The sequence below is a fragment of the Microcoleus sp. AT8-A3 genome, assembly GCF_036705675.1.
In the GTDB taxonomy this organism is placed as follows: domain Bacteria; phylum Cyanobacteriota; class Cyanobacteriia; order Cyanobacteriales; family Microcoleaceae; genus Microcoleus.
On the sequence record NZ_JAUBVD010000062.1, the window covers coordinates 1 to 17,946 of the forward strand.

Below are 17,946 nucleotides of genomic sequence, written 5' to 3' on the forward strand. Positions count from 1 at the left end.
TCAATTACGCACTTGATTTAGCTAAACACTTCATCTTATCATGTTTGAGGTTGAAATTAAGATGCGTTTACCCTGGGAAGCTAAGGAAGAAGGCATTGAACAAGGCATTGAACAAGGCATTGTGCAAGGCATTGTTCAAGGTCGCGAACAAGAAGGAAGAGCCTTGATTTTACGTCTGTTAAATCGCCGTCTGTTAAATCGGCGAGTTGGAACATTACCGGAATCTATCACGACTAGAATTGCTGATTTGTCGATCGAGCAAATTGAAACTCTAGCAGAGGAATTGTTAGATTTTCAGTCGATCGAGGATTTAGAGGTTTGGCTGGAGAATTTGCCGCAGGGAGATTGATACGAGGTTAGGAATTGCACTTGAGGGGGCGATCGCGCCATTTACGCGCACCAACACATCAAACGTACCCCCCCTCTATTTCCTGGGTTTTAGGGTTCTTTTGGTGCATCCGCCGTTGCTGAGAGGATGTTCAGGGTGCGATCGGGGATGATTCCGGCGGATTAGAAGCGGATTGATGATGGTGGAAGATGTTTTGGGCGATCGAACTTTCTCAAATTTCCGTAAAGCTGCTGTAAAGCAATTTACATCTTTAAAAGTTTTAGTAAATTTCAAAAAAGCAATCAAGGGTAGTCCAGCATATAGCCTTTCTCAGAAAGATGGAGTACGCCGAAACCCTGTGTTCTCAAGCTTTTTAAGTGGGATTGTGTACTGCTACAGTAAGGATACTTAAGGCTTTCACTCTCTAGATAAACTGGCGTTATGCTAAAGATTCGATACTATCTCATGCCCTCTCTTCGTAAACTACTTTTGGAAAACGTGGGAAACAGCAACGAGTTTTCGCCCTTTAGCTTCTACAGTTGAAGAGTCCTCCCTAATAAAAGCTTTTTCACCTACAAAGGAAACCTGTTTTTGAGATGGAACATTAATTCTTATCACCGATAATCCCTTGAAATCTATAGTATCAATTTTCATCAGAACTTGACTTTTTAAGGTGTCAGTCAAATCGGATTTACGTATTGTATTGATTAATATCCCAACATAATCCTCTAGCGTTTTACCTGAAACCCTAGCTTCTCTATCAATTCCTACAACATATCTATCATTGATTTCAATAGGATTAATCCCATCTAAATTTTTAATTTTTTCTGCGTCTTGCTTTTTATCAGCCACTCCCAGGAAAATATATCCATCAGTGTCTGGATCGGAGTTGGCAATTCCGCAAATTGTTTCAACAAGTCTCTGGAGCAAATCATGATTTAGCTTTCTATTTGTTGATGACAGATCCATCAAACCTTGCTTGCACTCGTACTTTGTAGTTTCAATACGAGAACGACTTAAAGAATTTTTGAATGTTTGTATCAACTCAGCACCTTGTCCTAGAGTGGATTTATCTTTTTTCTTCGCGAAGCAGTTTTGTATGAGTCCCTTAGTTTGATTAATATTATTAATACGATCCTCTATCTCTGCATATCGCTTGCTTAACTCTAACTTCTGCTGAAGCTTTTTGAGTGCTTGCATAATCTTTTTAGGGTTGGCAGGTAGAAGTTCTGAATCAATTATTAATTCAAAAAAAGCCATGAATATTGTATAGAAAGCCTGCGGTATTGGATTATTAATGCCTGGGTTTACGATATTTCGTAAACACTTATTATCTGAGCTATATGTTTCAATAGTTTCTCCCAGAATGGAGAAGGTTTTTACAATCTCTTCTTCTAGTTTTTTGGAGCCATAGGTTGCAAGACTCTTCTCTATTAACTGGAAGTCCTGGCTCTCTTCATCATACAGACTATCTAGCCGCTCTCTGCTTCTTTGTAGGGGTTCATTAAGTAATATAGATGCTGCAATATCTGCTATCATATCTTCATCTTTACTATCACGCAGGTCAGGTATACTAAGGATTCCTTGCTTGCACCACAAAGTGTCTTCTGCTTGAATCCCATAACCTTGATTATTCTGTTTGGAATCAATACTAACCTGGGGCATATCAAATAGGTGAAGCGTTTTCCGAGTATCATCCCCCCGCAACTGCATAGCAATTGTACGAACCACTTCTGCGAATGATGTCGTTACACCTGCTTGTCGTCTCTCTTGATTGCTTAAATGCTTACCACCGGAATTTATTCTGCCAAAAACCTCTGTTATGTCGCTTTCATCCATTGCAGTGTAAATGGTTACTGCAAGCTGATAATCTAAAATATCTGCACATTCTTTTCTATCTAATTTATCAAAATTTTCTTCAAATTCAAATACCTTCTCATCAGCTAATTGGTTGGCATAGGAGAACTCGTTAAGATCGAAATACCTGCCCTTAAATGCAAATAAATTTTCAATGAAACCACAAATAGCATTAAGTCGCTGCATACCATCTATGATCTCATACTTTCCACTTCCATGAACTTGAGGACGTTCAGCTAGTAGAATCAAAGGAATTGGATATCCCTTTAAAATGCTTCCAATCAGTTTTTCTTTTTCGTCAACTGACCAAATTAATTTTCTTTGATACTTTCTGTTTACCAATAAGTTACCTGACCGATAGAGCCGATAAGCCTCAGTGACTGCCATTCCGCGTGGTGGAACAATGCTCATACTTATGCTCCCTTTAAGTCAAGATTTTGATAATAGTATAATACTATTGATCGACTCAAACAACTCTTGTTACCAAGGATTGCCTATCTGTAAGGTGTGCACTGCACACCCTACAGATAATAGAGGTTCTGCGTAAGTCCTCTCTTCTCACCAAGGATTACCAATCATTCTAAAAGCAGACCAATAATAAGGATGAGAGAAATTCTGACTCGTCGTGTTTGCCAATTCCGGAGGTAACGGCAGATTGCCAACAGAAGTGTGCAGCATCCCCCCTTCAATTCGCACCTCTTGGCGCAACATCGCTAATTGCGCTTGCCGCAGTGCTTCTGCTTTAATCGGAGCAGTTTTTAACTGCCCGTAAAACTCCGCCATTAATCCTAAACTGCCCTCGTCGCTGACATACCAAAGAGTCGCCATAGCCGATTTAACCCCGGCTTGCACGGCTAACCCGCCAAAGCCCAACTCGGCCTCTCGATCGCCCACAGCAGTCTTGCAAGCACTCAAAACTAACATTTCAACTTGCGGGCTGTGCCATCCCATTTGCCGCAACTGATCCAAACGCAATTTAGTATCCCACAACTGAATAAAGGATTGGCTGGGCTCTCCCGATCGAAATTCGGCGTGGGTAGCCAAGTGAATCATCCCAAAAGGATACTGCTGGCGCTGCGATTTTAAATTGGCCAGGGTGAAAGCTTCGTTCAAGAAAGACTTGCCGGGCCACTGCTGCGGCGTGATTGTCGATACTTCTATTTCCACCGCAGGCAAAGGACTCATCTCTGGAAATTGCGACGCCCCCATTGCCAGAACTTGGGTATTTTTGAAATTGGCGGGGCTGGTATCCGTCAAACTGAGACTCGGCATCGATCCAACACTGTAACGCTCTACCAGAAAGCCTTTGCCGTCGTGCAGGGCGCCCATCGGTATCGATCGCAACCCCATATCTGAGATAAAAGATAAATTCTCAATGCCTTTGGCTTGCAGTTCTGCTTCGAGCGGCGCTACTATCCACTGGTAGAGCTGCTGAGCCAAGGGCAAATAACTTTTAGTATTGCGCTTTACCGGATTAGTCAGTTCAGCCCGAAATCTCTCCATAGCTTGCATTACCTGGGCGCGAGAGGTTCCAGAGATGCGCTGGCGAACGGGCACGCCTTCCGGGGCGATCACCATCATTTCCAGTTCGTCAGAGGCTTGAATTTGCTGTTCTACGCGCAAAACGGGGGAACTGCTGTAAGGCCGATCGACTGTAGAGCCCCTGGGTACAAAGCTGATATAAATGAGAGCTGGTTTGATGCCTGTGGCTTGTTGGACGCCGCGGAGGGTATTTTGAGCATCTTCTAGGGTGGCGATCGTATTTGTTGATGGCAAATTTAGGTAATCGACAAACTCACTGGTAAATCTCTCCTCCACGGGAAAAATAACAGCGCCGACGTTAGTGGGCAACTTGGAAGCTTCAAGATTCCCAAACGCGGGAGGTGAAATGCGCTGTTGCAAGGAATTAGATATCTGGTTTTGCTCTTGCAAGCTAGGCGAAAATAAACGATTTGTGCTGGGTGGCTGGTTGGCTGCGATCTCCGGTGTCGGCGCGAGATTTATGGGCGCAGCAGCAGGCGCAACCACTGGATTTTGAGTAATTGTCGGTGCTGGTGGCAGAGTTGAGACCGGTGCTGGATTTTGAGTAATTGTCGGTGCTGGTGGCACATTTGATACCGGTGCTGGATTTTGAGTAATTGTCGGTGCTGGTGGCAGAGTTGAGACCGGTGCTGGATTTTGAGTAATTATCGGTGCTGGTGGCAAATTTGAGACCGGTGCTGGATTTTGAGTAATTATCGGTGCTGGTGGCAGATTTGGGACTGGTGCTGGATTTTGAGTAATTGTCGGTGCTGGTGGCAGATTTGAGACCGGTGCTGGATTTTGAGTAATTGTCGGTGCGATCGGCAAATTTGGGACTGGTGCTGGATTTTGAGTAATTATCGGTGCTGGTGGCAGATTTGAGACCGGTGCTGGCGTCGGCGTTAATGTTTGTGCGGGCGCGGGTGCGGGCGCGGGTGCTGGTGCTGGTGCGGGCGCTGGCGCTGGCGCGGGTGCTGGCGTTAATGTTTGTGCGGGTGCGGGTGCTGGGGCGGGTGCTGGTGCGGGTGCTGGTGCGGGCGCGGGTGCTGGCGCGGGTGCGGGTGCTGGCGCGGGTGCTGGGGCGGGTGCTGGTGCTGGTGCGGGCGCGGGTGCTGGCGCGGGTGCTGGTGCGGGCGCGGGTGCTGGCGCGGGTGCGGGTGCTGGGGCGGGTGCTGGTGCTGGTAGGGATGCTCGCGGGGGAGTCGGCGCGGGTAAGGGCGCGGGTGCGGGTGCTGGTGCTGGTGCTGGTGCTGGGGCTGGGGCTGGTGCTGGGGCTGGTGCTGGTGCGGGTGCGGGTGCTGGTGCTGGTGCGGGTGCGGGTGCTGGGGCTGGTGCTGGTGCTGGTGCTGGTGCTGGTGCTGGTGCTGGTGCTGGTGCTGGTGCTGGTGCGGGTGCTGGTGCTGGTGCTGGTGCGGGTGCTGGTGCTGGTGCGGGTGCGGGTGTCGCTGCTGGTGCGGGTGCGGGTGTCGCTGCGGGTGCGGGTGTTTGTGCGGGTGTTGGTGCGGGTGTTGGTGTCGCTGCGGGTGCGGGTGTTGGTGCGGGTGTTGGTGCGGGTGTTGGTGTCGCTGCGGGTGCGGGTGTTGGTGCGGGTGTCGCTGCGGGTGTTGGTGCGGGTGTTGGTGCGGGTGTTGGTGCTGGCGATACTGAAGAAGCCGTAATGTTAATTTGTGTCGGCTGTACTATCTGAGGGTTGGGGCTGAAATAACCTCCCTTTGTAATCACATTTTCCTTCTTTGGACCGCCGGTGGCAATGCTGCCAGCAGTACCGTTGACTCTGTTATAGTCTGGCCCGATGGTGAAAAGAGTGTTCGAGGCTTCGCCACCGTGGCGAATGGTGATATCTCCACCATTGGCGCTACCTGTCGTGGATGCGGAAATGCTGCAAGCTTGCGACAAGCAGTTGTTATCGTTTGTGAAAGTGCCTGTCGCTCGGAAATTGCCGCCGGCTGTAATGTCAATCTTTCCTCCGCCTGTTCTACCTTCGGTGTTGATATGGGTTACTTCGATATCGTTGCGCGCGTTGAGGGTGACTTCGCCACCTTGTTTTTCTTCGGAGTTGGCGTCTATGAAACCTGTTTGAATGCTGCTTGAGGGTGCTGCAATACTAACGTCTCCGGCGTTGCTGTTTTTGTCGATCGACCTTGCGTTGATATTGCCTGTTTCTACTTTTCCTGTACGGCTGGTGACGGTGATGTTGCCGCCTGCGGTGGTGTCGGAGTTGGAGTTGATATCGACAGTGCTAATATCACCCCTAGCTTCTAGGGCGATTGGGCCGCCTTGGGAACTTGTCAGGTTTCCGCTGACTGCAATGCTGTTGGCTGCTTGAATTTCGATCGCCCGAGCGTTTGCATCTTTTAGTGCCACGTCCCCCGCAGCTACTGCTCGGTTAGAGGCCGTGAGTACCACTTCACCGTTGGCATTGACGCTGAGGCCTGTAGCGTTCGTTTCACCGATGCCTGTGAGGAGTTCGGGCAAGGTTGCGATCGAGAATGTCGAAGCTGTTGGCGCTGTTCCTGGGCTCGTCGCTGAGGGCGGCTCGATTTCCAAACTCAGCAAATTGCCTCGCTGGCTGACGCGCACTAAATTTGTCCCGGAGACTGATGCTACGGTAAGTTGACCGTCTGGGGCCGAAAGGCTGCCTGTGCTGACAACGGTGCCGCCTAGCAAGGTTAAGTTCTGCCCTGATTTGACTGCTAAGTCGGCTGTGTTGATAATTGCCCCTGCTCGATCGGCCCCAAAAGCAAAGGAATTGGGCACGCCTGTCAGAGATGTGTAAGTGCTACTACCGACAGCGTTAAACGAGTTTGAACCAAATCCAATAGCGGTGGCGGTGGTTGCTGTGAAAGAAGCCGGCACGTTTAAGCTGGCACTGTTGCCAAATATGATGCCGGATGGATTCATTAGAAACAAGTTAGAATTGCCGCCGGTTACTTGAATTAAGCCGTTAATAATCGAGGGGTTGCCGCCGCCTATGCCCGCTAAAATGTTGCGAATGTTGGGGTTTGATATAAAGTTGGCAATCTGATTTTCCGACAAGCCGAATTCTGTAAAGCTGTGGAAAAGATTTTGTCGATCGCTCGATAATTGTCCGCCTTCAATATCGAAGCGAGTTGGCTGCCCAGGAGTTCCGTTTTGCGCTGCGGGAGTCACGGTAGTACCCGTTGCGTCCGCCGCTGGCACAATTGTTTGACCTTCAGCTTTTGCTTGCACAAAGTAAAGATTTATTAAGACTATTTGCAGAGCAAGTGCCAGTTTGCTTATTCTTGCTTTAGATAGGGATTTAGACGTTTTTTGAATATTTTTGACGCTTTTCATAGGTTTTTAATGGGTAAAATATATAAATCACAGAAATTAGGTAAAAAAACCGACTTTGTAGAAAAAACTTGGGTTTACGGCTGTGTCACTAAATATCTCCACATCTGTGCTGTGTCTGGTCAATGTGCGTAGAAGATTGGAAATCTACCCCTCATTTTCAGAGGTGGTATTTGTGAGCTATTCTGTAAGTCTTATTGCTAAGTAAGGTTTGCCTGGTAAAGGTTCACGTTCCCTGCTTAGGAAAGCGATACGCTTGGCTATCAACCTGTTCACTCGTTCCTTAATCGCCTTCGACAGTGCATAATGCTGGCGTTTACATCACGGTGTCGTGACCAGATGAACGTAGTCAGTTAAGATGCTTGACTGCGGGTTCCGATTTTGTACAGGTGCTGACTAGGAAGGCCAATATCTGCATAGGTTTTTCGGAACGGTTGAAGACGCTATATTTATGAAGCAACCGGGTTGCTGACTGCAAGTGCATTCAGGAGTCAATGGGTAGAATTGGCCTCTGCTTTTGCAATTTTCTCAGCGTATCTTCTCCACAATCTAAATATAACTCGAAATGCCTAGGCTCTGTATCTTCCGCATGACATATTAATAAAAAAAAACAAAAACGGCCTTCATAGAGGCACTCCCACCCGTAGAAACCTGGTTTTTTAACTATTATTGAGAGTCTGAAGGAAGTATCGGGCTTCAAAAACTAGGTTTCTGCGTCCAAGACTGACTCGGAAACATCCCAAAAATTTTTATTTTATACAAAAAAAGTCTACACTTGCCGAAAATTAAAATTATGAAAATAAGAAATGAGAAGGGTCAGAAGACAGAATTCAGAATTCAGAATACCCCATGCCTGAAGTGAGTGTTAACGGTCACGGAAGTGATTTTTTGTGACCCACCATTAAAATCGGGGGGCTTAAGCCTCGATTCTCGATCCTTTCGCACAGAATATCTTCGAGATTCAGGCTGCTGACTTCTGAATTCTTCTTCAGTAAGTCAAATTGTTAGAGTATTCAGAAACCCGGTTTATTTAAATAAAAAACCGGGTTTTTGGTTGTTTTGTGTGAGGTTTTGTGAAGTAAAACTCCTTAAATCCGGCTCTACTTCCCTTTTATAGTCAACTCGATTATTGCCGATTTATATCGGCGGGTTTTGGATTTTAATCGATCGCCCTGTTGGTGGTTAAGGGGGTGTGCAGGCGGATTTGTGGCAGGATTTAAGAGTTAATTGGGTGAAGTTTGGACAGTGGGCGAGGGACTGGGTGAAGCAGGGCGCGGTGAAGCAGGGCGCGGTGAAGCAAGGCCCGGTGAAGGAGTGGATTGGGTGGATTTTTTGAGACCGACAAAAGCGTCATAACGGGTGGTACGATCGCCAATGACGGCCGCTGTAACGCCGATCGACCGCGTGGCGTCAATCCACATTTTTTGGCTGGGAGGAAACTCCGGCAAAGCTAGGTTTTTCGGGTTAAACGCACTCTCGGTGTCGATGAAGAAATTGCCGTTGTGGGGTGTAAGTTGCGATCGGACTGTTTTCTGGAACAGTTCGCTGCTTAAAAGCGGACTTTTCGGTTCCGGAACGATCGCATCAACCACGGGAGCTCCTACTGTCATAAACGCTACATTGTTCATCCAGCCGCGAGTTACCGTAATCCCTCCAAACGGCGATGTCCATTTAATCCCCGGTTTGCCGCCGACTTGAATTTCCTCCACTCTAAATCCTTTAGTTTTCATCGTTTCATCAAGCTGTTTCAGGGATTTGTTCGCAGCCCCCTGGTTGTTTGTTTCCACCATAAATACAAATCCGGCAGCAAATTTGTCTCTGGGATTCTGGGCGGGCGCCGGTATTAATGATAGAGAAAATTCTCCCGCCATCCAGTTCATCAAGTCTTTATCTAAATCCAGGCCCGTAGTGGATTTTAAACCTGTGCGTAAAACTTGGGGATTAATCGGGGAAATCGGGTTGGCCTCGGCTCCCAATACGTAGTCTTGCCACAAACGCTGCAAGTTGCCGCCGGATACCATCATTATTGTATTGTTTGGCAGGCGGTTAACCATTTTTAGAGCATTGTTTTCTACTGCTATCCTTCTGGTAGAATCGGGTTTTAGCCAAGAGACTGATTTGAAGGCAATTCCTTCTTCTTCCAGCGTCGCTGTGGTGGCAAATCCCTGATTTTGTTGCAGTTTTTCGAGGCTTTCTGGCGAAATTTCGCGGGCTGAGTTGGCGGCGGCATAGGCGGCGGCAACGGGCATATTGACGTAGATTTGACCGAAGGCTCCCGGACTTTTTATTTTGTCTATGGCGTCTGCATAGCCAGGGGTTTTTGCTAGGGAAGGTTCGCCTTTGTAGGTGTCGATTATTCTGTCTGTAGCGCTAGGATCTGTGGTGACTGCTAGATACCTTGTGCCGAGTACCGCGACTGAGAAATTGCGATCGGGTACGCCTTGAGTTTCTGTGACTTGCACCCCTTTATAATTACGCTCAACAATTTTTCCTTGGCTAAGGGGTCTGGGTTTTGCTAATAATTCTTTGGCTTTGACTGGGTTGGCAATTGGCAGGATAATTGCCACTGACTGTTGAATTGGCGGAGATGGGGGCGTGTTGGGTGCCGGCGAGGGGGCTGGTATAGCTATTTTGTTGCGGAGAAAGGCTACCATTGCTGTGTTACCAACCCAGGGTTGAATGTCTTGCCCGTAGGCGTAGCCGTTGCTTGTGAGCAGGCGATCGCGCATTTGAGTTAAAAACCTCTCAAACGAAGCTTTTGACTCCGGCGTGCCAAATTCTCGCAGTCTATTCCACTGCGATTCATCGGTGCTGATGGATAGGGCCATCATCGTATCTTGCGGGACAACCGTTGCCCCCGGCGGCAAATCTTTGGCGGGCCCACGGGAAATGACGAGGTAGTAGGTGACAAAGCCTAAACCGATCAGAAGTGTGGCGGCTCCGATCGTAAACAGCAGGGAAGATTTATCTTTCTTAAACATTATTCGTAAGGTTCGGGTGCTCGCAACATGATAGATTATTTTCTTGGCTCATGTAGCAGATACATTAGCAGATACATTTAACCGGGCAAATTTAGGAAACTCGAATTTACCCCTCCGGAAACAACCAGAAAAACATTCCTTACTTGAATCAGACAGTAGGTTAGGCTCGTGAAACGAAACCTAACACAAAAAATGTAGCAAGACTTTTGTGACAGTTTGCCTTAGTCCTGATTAATTGAATCAGTTTCTGGCTTTAAAGTCTTTAAAGATAGTTTGAAACGAGTACATCATTCGGTGGACATCGTTTGTGGCTCTCGGAAAAATGTTGTGTTCCCATTTTTTGCGCGCGGTAGTTAGCAGTTTTGCTATGGGTTGGGAGTAACTGTTAGAAATGAAATAGCTGCCACCTTCGTAGCGAATATCTGACGCTAAGCCGATAAAAGCACCGGCCATTTCTAGTTGAAGTTCTGAAGTGCTGTGTTCCGATTTTACTGCTAAAATTACCTGCGAGTGCCGGGGTTCGCGGTTGAGCAATCGACAGATATTTGCTTCTTTTTGGTACAAAATTAACACGTTGCAGTTGTGCAGAACTCCGGCTCTACCTTGGACTTTTACTCCTAGGTGAACTTCCAGGGCTGGTTTGTCGGGAAATTCCACCACAGCATGAGTATAGGGATGTGCAGTTCCGTGGATTTTTCCCGCTGTTTTTCTAAATGTTAAATATTTCGGTGTTTCGTCGTCTAAAACATTGTTGTAATAAATAGTACCGCCTTCATTAGCAACTGCTTTTAGCAAGATTGTGAAGAGGTAAGTGTCAAAAATTCTGGCTTGTTCTGCTGCTGTGTTAAAATCTGGATCGATCGAGCTTTTTAATTTGCTTTTAATTTCGGAATTGATGGCGTAGTTGCTGGGCCCGGAGGGCAGTTTTTCCAGCAAGTGCTTGAGGGCGATCGCCTGTTTGTGACGGGGGGCTGTGACGCTGGAGGTAAACTCGATTGTTTTGGCAGTTTCGCCACCTGAATTGGCAAAGGTAATTTTTGTGCCGAGGGGAGAGGTTTCTGATTCTACTTTCAAGAAATAAGCAATTTCGTCTTCCATTTCGGAAGTGTTGACCGTCGCTTGTTCAACAGCATTAATTAACAGCAAAAGTTGTTCTTTTGCGGTATAATCTTCTATCTTGAGCAGAGGTGTTTTTCTTTTGAGCGATCGCTCTTCAATTACTTTGCCTATCTCTACAGTATCCGCTACTTGTTGAACTACCCAACCCAAATTAAACTCATTCAGAATTGCCGCCAGTTCCTGATAGAGTTTGGCATACTCGATCTCATCCATAATTGCTTCTGCACTGCACGCTATTCTGATTATACAAGATAGTTTGATTTTTTTGTCAATAGCTGTGAGCGACTCTGCAGATTGCCTGTGATGGCGGATTTGCCGAGTGTTCGAGTGTCCGAACGGGGAAAATCTTCCCTCGCTCCTCAATATCCATCCGTTAAATCCGTTAAATCCCTGATAAAATTTGTTGCCGAACTTCCTTTTGCTTGAGAAAGACGATTAGTAGTAATAGCTAGTAAAACTATAGTCATTTATTGCAATGACATGGGAGGCATCAGCCCCTCCCCTTTCCGTTTTACTTCGAGCGGATTAACCCGCCTCGGCTGAACTACGCAGCTCCCTATCCCATCGCTAAACGCATTTGGGATTGCTTTTCTGAGGATGTTGTAAGCACCATTTACGTCAGAATTGATCAACTGACCAGTCGATGTTTTGTACAAACCTCGCTTAATCCGTTTGCCAGTAAAAACAGGCTCTGTTTTCGTTTCCCCGTAAACAGGAATTGGATCTAAACCTAGAAAGTTGGCTTTGGAAGTGAAAGATTCCTCCTGCACAATTACCTTGATTCCCACCAAGAAAGCTTTCTATTCCAGCATCTCAATCAATCGAGCGTGAGGAATACTGACCAAGTTTTGGTTAGTCTGCTTTCCGAGATTGATATCGGTTTTCCACTGTGCATTTTTGCCGATTACTAGCGTCCCAATTTGCTTGCACATCAAGATATCAACAATTAGACGGCTGGTATGGTGCAAGTAATTGTCTACTTTCTGATTGCGACAGCGAGTTAGCTGTTGAATTCGATGTGAAGTTTTGCGATTCCCTTTTAATTGGGATTGTAATGTTGCTTTGCGTTTGTTGTAGAACTGATTGATTGATTTTAGTGGTCGCCCGTTAATCAACAGTGGGACAAAACCCGGTTGATTTGAAGTTAGCGCCACTAAATTATCCAGTCCCAAATCAATACTAGCTACAGAATTAGCATCGCCAAGGGTGGACTCCGGTTCATCATAAATTACCTCAATTACATAAGAATCGCATTTTGGAACCAACCTAACTTGACAAATTCTGTCAGGGCTGACTCTAGTTTTAATTGAGAGTTCAGTGCCGGAAAATTTGATGATTCCGTTTCTCAACTGCTTGCTACTAATCGCCTGAATCGTGTAGACGAGAAGATTTCGACCTTTAAGCTTATCTTTGTATTTTGGTAATTTTGGGCTACCAGTAAATTTGGAATGGTCAACTTTGTAAGCTTTAGCAGCTTCAAAAAACGACTTCCAATTTTTATCTAGCATTATTAATATTTGCTGGCTTACTTTAGCGGGTAAAGCTTTGTATGCTTCGTGAAACTTCATCAATCGATTCATCTCGTTGTAATTGGTGTAGCCCCATCCATAAATAAAATTCTGACGAATGACGTAGTTAGCGACATTGTACAGATTCTTGGATTTGAAGGCTAGTTGGTCAATTTCGGCAAAACGAGATTCTGTTGATTTAATGATGTGCCTTTCTGCTAGCTGCATTTGAGACTTCCATTTTTTGAGTTGTACTTATTCCTTGCTTAGCACCACTAGCAATATAATACCATTGTTGTCTATAATTGCTTACAAACTCAATAAAGTTTTACAATACCAATTTCAAAACAGAATGCAACTGCCTGCAAGCTGCCAACCCCCATAGTCATCAGTCATTCCCAGTTTTTCAATTCTTCAATTCTTCAAATCTAAAATCTAAAATCTAAAATCTAAAATGGTATAAGCTATTCTACGACATTCTGTAGCGATCGAACTATGGCAACTATCAACGACAACTACCTCAAACTCAAAGCTGGCTACCTGTTTCCCGAAATTGGGCGCAGGGTGAAAGCCTATGCAGAGGCTAATCCCGAAGCGCCCATCATCCGGCTGGGGATTGGCGACGTGACTGAACCGCTACCGGCTGCTTGTCGGGAGGCGATGGTGGCGGCGGTGGAAGAAATGGGTTCGCGGGATACCTTTAAAGGATACGGCCCGGAACAAGGTTATGAGTGGCTGCGGGAGAAAATTGCCGAGCACGATTTCAAGTCGCGGGGATGCGATGTTGATGCTTCGGAAATCTTTATTTCTGATGGTTCTAAGTGCGATTGCGGCAATATTCTCGATATTTTTGGCAACAATAACACGATCGCAGTTACCGATCCTGTTTATCCGGTGTATGTAGACACTAACGTGATGGCTGGGCACACGGGAGATGCGAACGAAAATGGCGAATACGGCGGCTTAGTTTACCTGCCAATTACAGCGGAAAACAATTTTACTGCGGAAATTCCCACGGACAAAAAAGTCGATTTAATTTACTTGTGTTTCCCGAATAACCCGACGGGGGCAACTGCAACCAAGGAACACTTGCAAGCTTGGGTAAATTATGCTAAAGCTAACGGTTCGATTATTTTCTTCGATGCGGCTTACGAAGCGTATATTACCGATCCGAGTTTACCCCATTCTATCTACGAAATTGAAGGGGCGCGGGATTGTGCGATCGAATTTCGTTCTTTTTCCAAAAATGCTGGTTTTACGGGTACTCGCTGTGCGCTAACAGTTGTACCGAAGACTTTGACTGGAAAAGCAGCAGATGGTTCCGATGTGGAAATTTGGAAATTGTGGAACCGCCGCCAATCTACTAAGTTTAACGGTGTTTCTTACATTGTGCAGCGCGGTGCTGAGGCGGTTTATTCAGAGGCTGGCAAGGCACAGATTCAGGCATTAGTCAATTTTTACATGGAAAATGCTGCGATTATTCGCGAGAAATTGACAGCGGCGGGAATCGAGGTTTTTGGTGGCGAAAATGCACCTTATGTGTGGGTGAAAACGCCTCACGGTTTGTCGAGTTGGGATTTCTTTCAGAAGTTGCTGGAAACTTGCAATGTGGTGGGAACTCCGGGTTCTGGTTTTGGTGCGGCGGGTGAGGGTTATTTCCGCATTTCGGCGTTTAATAGTCGGGAGAATGTGGAAGAAGCGATGAGACGGATTGTGGAGAAGTTTAAGGTTTAATCTCCTCTCCTGCTTAAACCGAAAAGCCCCCAGGCCGCCAGGGAATCAATTCCCTGGCTAATAGCTAAAGTCCTCGCTATGAGGACTAATGAGTTCTTCAGTCCTCATAGCGAGGACTTTAGCTTTGAGACAGGGGTTTCAACCCCTGGCGGACTGCCGGATTCAGCGAAAGAGCATTAATTTAATATGTTGTGGAACAGGCCGGAAAGCCTGTTCATGAAAATAGTAAAAGATGTGAGTTATAATCTAAGCCAGACCACTTTATTCAGAGCGTGGAACAGCAATGTCCTATAGCGAATTCACCCTCAAAAAAGTCAAACAAGACTTTCAGCTCACCCTAATAGAAGTACCTACTTTTATTGTTTCTGCGCCCCCGATTCAGCCGAGTCCAGCCCTAGCTGAGTTCATCGAAAAACGCCTGCCTCTTGCCCTAGCACTGAATACGGAAAAAGCTCGTTCTGAAATGATTATATGTCCGATTCTTTTAGAATTAAAAGATATTTTTCATCAGCAAATCAGTCTTTTTTCTGGGAATGAATTTACTGTAGATCAATCTGTGGGACTTAACGGTGTCTGCGATTTCCTCATCAGCAAATCACCCGAACAACTTTTTATCGAAGCTCCTGCTATGATTGTGGTGGAAGCTAAAAAAGAAGACATCAACGGCGGACTTGGACAATGTGTTGCTGAAATGATTGCGGCTCAGCGTTTCAATGAAAAAAACGGCTACTTTGTAAACAAGCTCTATGGTTGCGTTACGACCGGGAACTTGTGGAAATTTATCAAATTAGAAGAGCAAACTGTTACCATTGGTTTGAGAGAATACTCGCTGCCGCCAGTTGATGAAATTTTGGGAATTTTAGTTAGTTTTATTATCTAGTAATTTTGAGTAGATTAACTTTCACCATTTTTGGTTTAAAATTTAAAACGCCTCGATTATAATATTCCATTTTCTATCCATCAGCATCGCTAGGAAAACCAAATTGGTCTGGTAATTCAGCAGAGGTAATTTGCAGAATCTCTAGCAACTTCTTGTATTGAACAGGCGTTAGCTTCGGTACAGATCGCCCGGATTCCCAGTTGCTTACCGTCATTTCCGTAACTCCAAGTGCTTTTCCTAGCTGTTTTTGAGTCATAAACCGCTGAACTCTCAGTCGCATTAGGGGCGATCGCTCGAATTTTTTAAACATTTCCATAAGCTAATTGACCCTGACCGTAAATTGATTTACGCTTACCATAAATTGATTTACGCTTGCCCTAAATTGATTTACGCTTACCCTAAATTGATTTGCTCTAGGCAAATACAGAAACATCAGATAGTATTGTTTTAACAAATTGTGATTTACGGGAATAGCGGTCTTTTCTTTCATTAGAAATTGTACGCGGTTTTACCATTACAAAGCATCAAACCTATCCAAAATTATTGGTCAAAGCTATGTTGCAAGATTCATCATCGAACCAAACATCGCCGAATGTTTTAACCAACCAAACCTTTGAGGGCGATCGCGAAGCAGTCCGTCACGTCATCATCGGTTCGCCGCTGGGGGTACGCCGAACTATCCACCAACTGCACGCATTGCGCTACGAGGAAGCTGTTCGTTGGACTCATCCCATCGCCATTCCCGACAATCGCATCATTATTACACCCGATCGGGGAGAAATCATGAGTCTGTTAGTCAAATTAATCCGGTTGCAATGAAGTCTAAATGTGCGATCGCACTTTAGCAACTGAGTCAAAAGTGCGATCGCGGTTATTCAGCCATCTCGTACCATCCAAACTAGCATTCCCAAAATTTCGTCCACCGGAGGCAAGGCATAGTCATTAAGATCGATCGATACAATTTTTTCCTCTAGTTTAAGAAATCGCCACTGCGTGCCGTTACTGACACTGCCATAAATAACTGAAATTGGTTTTTCCTTCGCTTCATTAAACTTCTGCATTGCCACCATTTCTGCAACGCACTGTCCAATTCCTGTCTTCAAATCGGCTTTTTTAGCCTCAACAACCGCCACTGCGGGTGCTTCAATCTCCAACATTTCTGGAGAACGACTAATCAAATAATCACAAATCCCGTTTAGTCCAGTTTCGTAATCAACCGTAAAGTCTTCCCCCGAAAACAAGCTAATATTCTGCTGCAAAATCTTCCTGACTTCCAGCAGTACCGGAGTAATAATCATTTCCGATCGAGCTTTTTCGCTACCTGTGGCCACAGCTACGGGTAAACTATTTGCCAAAAAATCTGTCAGGGTTGCACTCGGAGCGATCGGAGTTATTTGCGGTAGAAATCGCGGGCCTTCTACAGTTGTTAATCCAAAGGCTTGTTTAACTTTGATAATTGAGGTGAACTCGCTGTAAGACATCGCTCAATTTATCCTACTACTTATTACTGCCAAATTGTCAACCCCTAAAGGTCGATAAATTGTATCTCTTTGCTGATAACTCCGCCCCAAAGAACTAATCGCATTTTGCAAATCTTCCACAGACTGACAACTGCCGCCAACCGCACCAGCCATCGTTGTAATGTGTTCTTCCATCAATGTACCGCCGATGTCGTTGCAGCCCCATTTCAGCGCTTCTGTAGCTCCATCTAAACCTAATTTTACCCAACTCGGTTGATGATTGGGAATCAAATTTCCCAAGAAGATTCTCGATACTGCGGTGAGTAACAATGTATCTGCTAAAATTGGTTGGTCGCGGCCGACTCGACTCCGCAAAGGTGCCGGTGCTTCCTGTCCAACAAAGGGTAGTAAAATAAATTCTGTGATGCGTGCTGGATAGTTTTGGTCGATCGCAGTTTGTTGGAGCGATCGCACTTTTTCTAAATGCAAAACCTGCTGTTCGGCTGTCTCAATATGCCCGCAAAGCATTGTACTCGTTGTCGGCAAACCCAGACGGTGAGCAGTTCCCACAATTTCTAGCCAAGTTGCCGAATTTAGTTTTTCCGGGCAAATCACCCGCCGCACAGCATCGTCGAGAACTTCTGCCGCGGTTCCCGGCATCGAACCAACTCCCGCATCCTGCAAAGCCGAAATTACATAGCTGAAACTAAGATTATCTTCTCTGGCAATAAATTCTATTTCTTGGGGCGAAAAAGCGTGCAAGTGCAACTGAGGAAACTTATCCTTAATAGTTTTCACCAATTGCAGATAATAAGGTAAAAATGCGCCGTTGAGCTTAGCTTGAAGATTTAAGCCGCCCTGCATACAAATTTCCGTCGCACCCCGCTGCACTGCATCAGTTGCCTTTTCCTGAATTTGAGCTGCATCTAACCAAAAAGCGCCCTCATCTCCCTCGTCGCGGCGGAATGCACAAAAACTGCAATGCTGCTCGCAAATGTTAGTAAAATTAATATTCCGATTGATAACGTAGGTGACAGTATCCCCTGATTGTCGGCGCCGGAGCAAGTCAGCGGTTGTTTGAATAGAAGCTCGCGCGTCTGGCTCTGTTTGCTGCAAAAGTACCAATGCTTCTGCAGAAGAGATGTTATAACCTTGTAAAGCTCGATCGAGAATTGCATCCACAGTTTTCTTTTTAACTCAATTACAGAATTACTGACTAGAATTAAGGCGTTTTTATATTTTAACT

General features: G+C 45.8%; 11 protein-coding genes and 1 pseudogene. 4 read left to right on the forward strand and 8 right to left on the reverse strand.

All coding sequences use genetic code 11. The features are described 5' to 3' along the window. Nucleotides 1-61 precede the first annotated feature (61 nt). Complete coding sequence (locus QUB51_RS25370) at nucleotides 62-349, forward strand: DUF4351 domain-containing protein (RefSeq protein WP_333263735.1); 288 nt, start codon at nucleotides 62-64, stop codon at nucleotides 347-349. Between the two features lie 462 nt (nucleotides 350-811). Here QUB51_RS25370 and QUB51_RS25375 read toward each other — a convergent pair whose 3' ends face one another. The 5 genes and pseudogenes from QUB51_RS25375 to QUB51_RS25395 form a co-directional block, all read right to left on the reverse strand. Beyond that, on the reverse strand, nucleotides 812-2,596 hold the full coding sequence (locus QUB51_RS25375) for a GmrSD restriction endonuclease domain-containing protein (RefSeq protein ID WP_333263737.1): 1,785 nt from the start codon (nucleotides 2,594-2,596) through the stop codon (nucleotides 812-814). A 147-nt stretch (nucleotides 2,597-2,743) separates the two neighbouring features. Further along, nucleotides 2,744-7,021: a CHAT domain-containing protein gene (locus tag QUB51_RS25380; RefSeq protein ID WP_445299849.1), complete on the reverse strand. Its 4,278-nt coding sequence runs from the start codon at nucleotides 7,019-7,021 to the stop codon at nucleotides 2,744-2,746. 1,220 nt (nucleotides 7,022-8,241) lie between these two features. Then, on the reverse strand, nucleotides 8,242-9,999 hold the full coding sequence (locus QUB51_RS25385; protein WP_333056460.1) for a DUF3352 domain-containing protein: 1,758 nt from the start codon (nucleotides 9,997-9,999) through the stop codon (nucleotides 8,242-8,244). 240 nt (nucleotides 10,000-10,239) lie between these two features. After that, nucleotides 10,240-11,331, reverse strand: coding sequence for a hypothetical protein (locus QUB51_RS25390; protein WP_333263744.1), 1,092 nt, complete (start codon nucleotides 11,329-11,331; stop codon nucleotides 10,240-10,242). Nucleotides 11,332-11,585: 254 nt separating this feature from the next. Beyond that, a pseudogene (locus QUB51_RS25395) lies at nucleotides 11,586-12,854 on the reverse strand (RNA-guided endonuclease InsQ/TnpB family protein). A gap of 267 nt (nucleotides 12,855-13,121) precedes the next feature. Between QUB51_RS25395 and QUB51_RS25400 the strand changes: the two are divergent. Both QUB51_RS25400 and QUB51_RS25405 read left to right on the forward strand, forming a co-directional pair. Continuing rightward, a complete protein-coding gene (locus tag QUB51_RS25400) occupies nucleotides 13,122-14,360 on the forward strand; it encodes an LL-diaminopimelate aminotransferase (RefSeq protein WP_333033869.1) in 1,239 nt (412 codons plus the stop codon). A 283-nt stretch (nucleotides 14,361-14,643) separates the two neighbouring features. Next, nucleotides 14,644-15,240: a hypothetical protein gene (locus QUB51_RS25405; protein ID WP_333232272.1), complete on the forward strand. Its 597-nt coding sequence runs from the start codon at nucleotides 14,644-14,646 to the stop codon at nucleotides 15,238-15,240. Between the two features lie 73 nt (nucleotides 15,241-15,313). On the opposite strand, the gene QUB51_RS25410 is transcribed toward QUB51_RS25405, so the two are convergent. Continuing rightward, nucleotides 15,314-15,556 (reverse strand): helix-turn-helix transcriptional regulator, encoded by a 243-nt coding sequence (locus tag QUB51_RS25410; protein WP_333263747.1) that lies wholly within the window; start codon nucleotides 15,554-15,556, stop codon nucleotides 15,314-15,316. 239 nt (nucleotides 15,557-15,795) lie between these two features. Between QUB51_RS25410 and QUB51_RS25415 the strand changes: the two genes are divergently transcribed. Continuing rightward, nucleotides 15,796-16,059, forward strand: coding sequence for a hypothetical protein (locus QUB51_RS25415; RefSeq protein ID WP_333245838.1), 264 nt, complete (start codon nucleotides 15,796-15,798; stop codon nucleotides 16,057-16,059). Between the two features lie 56 nt (nucleotides 16,060-16,115). Here the strand turns inward: QUB51_RS25415 and QUB51_RS25420 are convergent, their stop codons facing one another. Together QUB51_RS25420 and cofH are read right to left on the reverse strand one after the other, a co-directional pair. Continuing rightward, on the reverse strand, nucleotides 16,116-16,721 hold the full coding sequence (locus tag QUB51_RS25420; protein WP_333056466.1) for a hypothetical protein: 606 nt from the start codon (nucleotides 16,719-16,721) through the stop codon (nucleotides 16,116-16,118). A gap of 3 nt (nucleotides 16,722-16,724) precedes the next feature. Next, entirely contained in the window at nucleotides 16,725-17,882 is a 1,158-nt protein-coding gene (gene cofH / locus QUB51_RS25425) for a 7,8-didemethyl-8-hydroxy-5-deazariboflavin synthase subunit CofH (RefSeq protein WP_333263750.1), read from the reverse strand. Nucleotides 17,883-17,946 lie beyond the last annotated feature (64 nt).

Bases quoted from the DNA above. Each gene is read 5' to 3' on its own strand.
- QUB51_RS25370 (WP_333263735.1), top strand. From the start codon at position 62: ATGCGTTTACCCTGGGAAGCTAAGGAAGAAGGCATTGAACAAGGCATT.
- QUB51_RS25375 (WP_333263737.1), bottom strand. From the start codon at position 2,596: ATGAGCATTGTTCCACCACGCGGAATGGCAGTCACTGAGGCTTATCGG.
- QUB51_RS25380 (WP_445299849.1), bottom strand. From the start codon at position 7,021: ATGAAAAGCGTCAAAAATATTCAAAAAACGTCTAAATCCCTATCTAAA.
- QUB51_RS25385 (WP_333056460.1), bottom strand. From the start codon at position 9,999: ATGTTTAAGAAAGATAAATCTTCCCTGCTGTTTACGATCGGAGCCGCC.
- QUB51_RS25390 (WP_333263744.1), bottom strand. From the start codon at position 11,331: ATGGATGAGATCGAGTATGCCAAACTCTATCAGGAACTGGCGGCAATT.
- QUB51_RS25400 (WP_333033869.1), top strand. From the start codon at position 13,122: ATGGCAACTATCAACGACAACTACCTCAAACTCAAAGCTGGCTACCTG.
- QUB51_RS25405 (WP_333232272.1), top strand. From the start codon at position 14,644: ATGTCCTATAGCGAATTCACCCTCAAAAAAGTCAAACAAGACTTTCAG.
- QUB51_RS25410 (WP_333263747.1), bottom strand. From the start codon at position 15,556: ATGGAAATGTTTAAAAAATTCGAGCGATCGCCCCTAATGCGACTGAGA.
- QUB51_RS25415 (WP_333245838.1), top strand. From the start codon at position 15,796: ATGTTGCAAGATTCATCATCGAACCAAACATCGCCGAATGTTTTAACC.
- QUB51_RS25420 (WP_333056466.1), bottom strand. From the start codon at position 16,721: ATGTCTTACAGCGAGTTCACCTCAATTATCAAAGTTAAACAAGCCTTT.